Below are 726 nucleotides of genomic sequence, written 5' to 3'. Positions count from 1 at the left end.
TTTGCCGACAGGTTCCTGATTTGCGCCATGCGTTTGATTTCTTGGCCGAGAGGAAGGTTTCCCCTGTCGCGCAACGATCTTTCCGGGCAGTGTTGATACATTCGTTACAACGAAGATTTGAACTTGGGCTAAAGCATCTGTAGCATGCTCACCCAGGAAGAACATCAAAAACAATCTGCAAAATTTTATGATCCTAAACTTTTTTCCAAACAAATATTACATTTGGTAACGGCAGGCTTTGGTAGCTATAAATCCCATAAATAGTATAATCGGTACTTCTGCAACCCCAAGATTATGAGCGTCACCCGCATTTATAAGCGCATCGCCTGTGTAGGGATTTTTATCATTTTCCTGGCAGCTTCGTTCATCGCCCGGGGGCAGGCGGAAACAACGCTTTCCACCTATTCGGGAGAAGCCGAGATCACCGCTGCCACTACCGTGAGGCTGCTACCGGGTTTCGCCACCGGACCTTCGGCCACGCTGCGGATCTATATCACGCCTAATGCGGCGGGTTGTCCCATTCTAACGTCTGCGCCGTCTTCTAACCGTAACTACGTCCTCACCAATACCATGCGGCAGCCGGGAATCACGGGTACCGCCGGTAAAACGGTCTGCCAGGTAAACCAGACTATTCAATATATCGACGGCCTGGGCCGACCGCTTCAGACCGTGCAGGTGCAGGGAAGTCCCACGCAGAAGGATGTGATCCAGCCCGTTTCTTACGAC

At 51.0% G+C, this 726-nt stretch carries 1 protein-coding gene; it reads left to right on the top strand.

What is annotated here, in order from left to right:
- Positions 1 to 294: 294 nt before the first annotated feature.
- A partial coding sequence (locus GS398_RS22140) for a DUF6443 domain-containing protein (RefSeq protein ID WP_237488286.1) occupies positions 295 to 726 on the top strand: 432 nt, incomplete at its 3' end.

The organism is Hufsiella ginkgonis (genome assembly GCF_009834915.1).
GTDB classification, from domain to species: domain Bacteria; phylum Bacteroidota; class Bacteroidia; order Sphingobacteriales; family Sphingobacteriaceae; genus Hufsiella; species Hufsiella ginkgonis.
Note: the sequence above shows the minus strand (reverse complement) of the source record. Positions and strands in the feature narration are given on the sequence as shown.